This window comes from Streptomyces sp. NPDC126497, from assembly GCF_040302425.1.
Lineage (GTDB): Bacteria > Actinomycetota > Actinomycetes > Streptomycetales > Streptomycetaceae > Streptomyces.
The window spans coordinates 1-3,997 of record NZ_JBEORT010000194.1 but is presented as its reverse complement, the minus strand read 5'-3'; the positions used below and the strand labels follow the sequence as shown (position 1 = coordinate 3,997).

The 3,997-nt window shown below is 70.9% G+C and carries 2 protein-coding genes and 1 pseudogene; all 3 read right to left on the bottom strand.

Translation table 11 applies throughout. The annotated features are described in order from the left end of the window. Positions 1–159 precede the first annotated feature (159 nt). Complete coding sequence (locus ABTY20_RS34890) at positions 160–1,689, bottom strand: RNA polymerase sigma factor (RefSeq protein ID WP_352001155.1); 1,530 nt, start codon at positions 1,687–1,689, stop codon at positions 160–162. A 432-nt stretch (positions 1,690–2,121) separates the two neighbouring features. After that, complete coding sequence (locus ABTY20_RS34885) at positions 2,122–3,009, bottom strand: FadR/GntR family transcriptional regulator (RefSeq protein ID WP_352001154.1); 888 nt, start codon at positions 3,007–3,009, stop codon at positions 2,122–2,124. Positions 3,010–3,172: 163 nt separating this feature from the next. Next, positions 3,173–3,997, bottom strand: a pseudogene (locus ABTY20_RS34880) (ABC transporter ATP-binding protein); the annotation flags it as partial.

Sequence of the window (3,997 nt, the reverse complement as noted above, 5' to 3'; positions counted from 1 at the left end):
CCGAGCCCGTACCCGCATCAGCCCCCTGACAGCACTTCGCCCCGCCGCATAGCGGCGGGGCGAAGTGACCAGGCCCGAATTAACCAACAGCATCCCGGGAACGGGAACCGGGCCTGACGCGAGCCGGTGCACGACGCGGTGCGTCGTGGGCGGACGGACCTAGTCGAGGTAGTCGCGCAGCACCTGCGAACGCGACGGGTGACGCAGCTTCGACATGGTCTTGGACTCGATCTGGCGGATGCGCTCGCGCGTGACGCCGTACACCTTGCCGATCTCGTCGAGGGTCTTCGGCTGACCGTCGGTGAGACCGAAGCGCATGGAGACGACGCCCGCCTCGCGCTCGGACAGGGTGTCCAGGACGGAGTGCAGCTGCTCCTGCAGCAGCGTGAAGCTGACCGCGTCGGCCGGGACGACCGCCTCGGAGTCCTCGATGAGGTCACCGAACTCGCTGTCGCCGTCCTCGCCCAGCGGGGTGTGCAGGGAGATGGGCTCGCGGCCGTACTTCTGGACCTCGATGACCTTCTCCGGGGTCATGTCGAGCTCCTTGGCCAGCTCCTCCGGGGTGGGCTCGCGGCCCAGGTCCTGGAGCATCTGGCGCTGCACGCGCGCGAGCTTGTTGATGACCTCGACCATGTGCACCGGGATACGGATGGTGCGGGCCTGGTCGGCCATCGCGCGGGTGATCGCCTGGCGGATCCACCAGGTGGCGTACGTGGAGAACTTGTAGCCCTTGGTGTAGTCGAACTTCTCCACCGCGCGGATCAGACCGAGGTTGCCCTCCTGGATGAGGTCCAGGAAGAGCATGCCTCGGCCGGTGTAGCGCTTGGCCAGGGAGACCACCAGGCGGAGGTTGGCCTCCAGCAGGTGGTTCTTGGCGCGGCGGCCGTCCTCGGCGATGATCTCCAGCTCGCGCTTGAGCTTGGGCGCCAGCTTGTCGGAGTTGGCCAGCTTGTCCTCGGCGAACAGGCCCGCCTCGATGCGCTTGGCGAGCTCGACCTCCTGCTCGGCGTTGAGCAGGGGGACCTTGCCGATCTGCTTGAGGTAGTCCTTGACCGGGTCGGCGGTGGCACCGGCGGCCGCGACCTGCTGGGCGGGCGCGTCGTCCTCGTCCTCGTCGGAGAGCACGAAACCGGCGTTCTCGGTGCCCTCGGGCTCCTCCGCGACCTTGGCGTCCTCGAGGACCTCGTCGTCGCCCAGCTCGACGTCGTCCTTCTTGGCCGTGGTCTTCTTGGCGGCCGCCTTCTTCGCGGTCGTCTTCTTGACGGCCGCCTTCTTCGCGGTCGTCTTCTTGGCGGCCGCCTTCTTGGCGGGCGCCTCCTCCTCGGCGGCGGGGTCGGCGGCGGGCGCCGCCGGAGTCGCGGTGGCTGTGGCCTTCCGGGCGGTCACCGTCCTGGCGGTGACCGTCTTGGTGGCGGTGCGCTTGGCGGGACTCTTCGCTGCGACGCTCTTGCGGGTGCGCTTGGGCTCCGCGGCACTGACCATCAGCGTCACACCCTCTTCCTCGAGGATCTGATTGAGGCTGCGCAGTACGTTCTTCCACTGAGTGGCCGGAATCTGGTCAGCTTCGAAGGCCCGACGCACGTCGTCGCCGGCGATCTGCCCCTCAGCCTTTCCCCGCTCAATGAGCGCCATGACAGAGACGGACTCGGCGATCTCCGGCGGGAGCGTACGGGATGTGCTGGCCGACACGAACAACCTCTCGGAACGTTGGAAAACGGCTTCCGGCCCCGTCCGCAGTGGACAGGAGCCGACCGCCGGCTTGGGGATGGGCCGACGGCGCGGGCGGGGGGCCGGGGAAGATGCACAGCGCCGTGAACGGCGTCCGTATTCCTTCCGCGGCTGTCACCTCTTAGGTCATCGCGTTCTTCCCAGGAGCGTTACGCCCCATCCGCGTGGCCCGAGTCACACTCCACAAGCACACATAATCCTTCAAAAGACTACGAACGCGTTCACTCAGGGGCGAGGAGGTCACCCTTCCGAGTCTGCCACGCTCTTCTGACTGTCGGACCCCGCGGGATCGTCGAATGATCCCGCGGGGTCCGACAGGGGGACGGTTCACCGGTGGGGCGCTGCCACAGGAGGGGGATGGCACGCCGGGCCGGGCCGCCCGGGGAACGCGGGTCAGTGCTCGCGCGGAGCGGGCACCACGCGTTCCACCTCTGGATGGACCGTGAGCAATTGGCGCATGGCCGCCTCGGCCGCCGCGCCGTCGTCGTCGGCGAGGGCGTCGACGATCCGGCCGTGCTGCGCCAGGGAGGTCTCGTTCGGCCGCTCACAGCCCGTGACCGGGCCGCCCGAGACCTGCAGGGCGGCGGACACGATGCCGGAGAGGTGCTCCAGCATCCGGTTGCCGGCGACCTGGATGAGCAGGGAGTGGAACTCGGAGTCGGCGCGAGCGAACGTGAGGGCGTCGCCCTGTCCCAGGGCATGGCCCATGATCTCCACCATGTCGGTCAGACGCTGCTGGACGTCCTCCCGTCCGTGGCCGGCCGCCAGGCGGGCGGCGAGCGGCTCGATCGTCCAGCGCAGCTCGCTGAGCTCACGGCGCTGGTCGTCCCGCTGCGGCCCGAAGGCCCGCCACTCGATGATGTCGGGATCGAGGAGGTTCCAGTCACTGACGGGGCGCACGCGCGTGCCGACGTTCGGCCGGGCGCTGACCAGACCCTTGGCCTCCAGGACGCGGAGCGATTCGCGGACGACGGTGCGGGAGACCTCGAAGCGCTGGCCGATCTCCTCCGGCACCAGCGGGCGGTCGGCGCCCAGGTCCCCGGAAACGATCATCTGACCCAACTGCTGGACGAGTTGGCCGTGCAGTCCGCGGCCGCGGCTGCCCGCGGCCCGCCGGCCCACACGGCCGAGCTCCGGATCCGCGCCGTCCCAGGCAGGGGCCCCGACGCGGTCGGCGGCGGACGCCTCGGCGTAGGGGTAGCGGTCGAGTTCGCCCGGGTTCGCGAGGCCGGAGTCTGCGGAGCGGGCGGCGGTCATCATGGTGTGCGCAAGGGTACTCACGCATCCTTTGTCGGCGTCGGTTCCAACTCCCTTGAGGTCTTTGGTGAAAAGCACACGAAAGGGTGATCGCTCACCCCTTCGCAATTGACGCCTTATCGGAGGGAAATGCGCTTTTTGCGGGGAGTTGCGGGCAGGGATGGACCGAGGCGCTCACGGACGGTCGTCACCGGGCCCTGCTCCGCAGACCGGTGAGCAGATACGCGCACAGCAGTGCCGCCAGCGACAACGCCAGTGCGCCGCCCACGGGTTGGGCGGCCAGGCGCAGGACCGCGTCCATCTGGCGTTCGCCCCCGAAGGGCCACCGGAGCGGCCCGCCGTCCCGCAGCCGCGACGCGAGCGGGACCGGGGTGCGCACCGGGGGCCCCTCCGTCACCCTGTGCACGAGCGGCACGACGAGAAGGGGCACCGCGACCACGGCCGCGAGGCCGGCGGTGGTGGACCGGAACACGCCCGCGGCCAGCACGCCGGCGCAGGCGCACCCGGTCACGAGGCCGCACCAACCCGCGCTCAGCGGCAACCAGTCGGCGGGGACCTCGGCGATCTCCCGTCCGTAGATCAGGCGGAGCAGCTCGGCGTCGCACCCGACGGTGAGGACGGCCAGCACCAGCGCGGTGGCCGAGGCGACGAGGAGCTTGGCGGTCAGCAGCCCCAGCCGCCGCGGCACGGTGCCGCGGTCCGCCGCCAGCGCGGGGTGGCGGAACTCGTCGCCGAAGGCCAGCGCGCCGAGCAGTCCCGCGCCGAGCGCCGCGGGCGGCAGCGGCAGCTCCCTCGGCCACGCGGCCAGCAGGCGCGGCTGCGGGGTGTGTCCGGCCCGTGCCAGCAGGACGGCGGTGAGCGCGGACGTGACGAGCACGGCCGCCCCGACGAGGAACCCCGTGGCGACGCCGGTGGCCCGGCGGATCTCGTAGCGCAGGGGACGGAGGGGCCCGGGCGCGGGACGGACGGAGACGGGGGGCGGGAGCCCGGCGTCGGCGCCGCGCGTACGAGC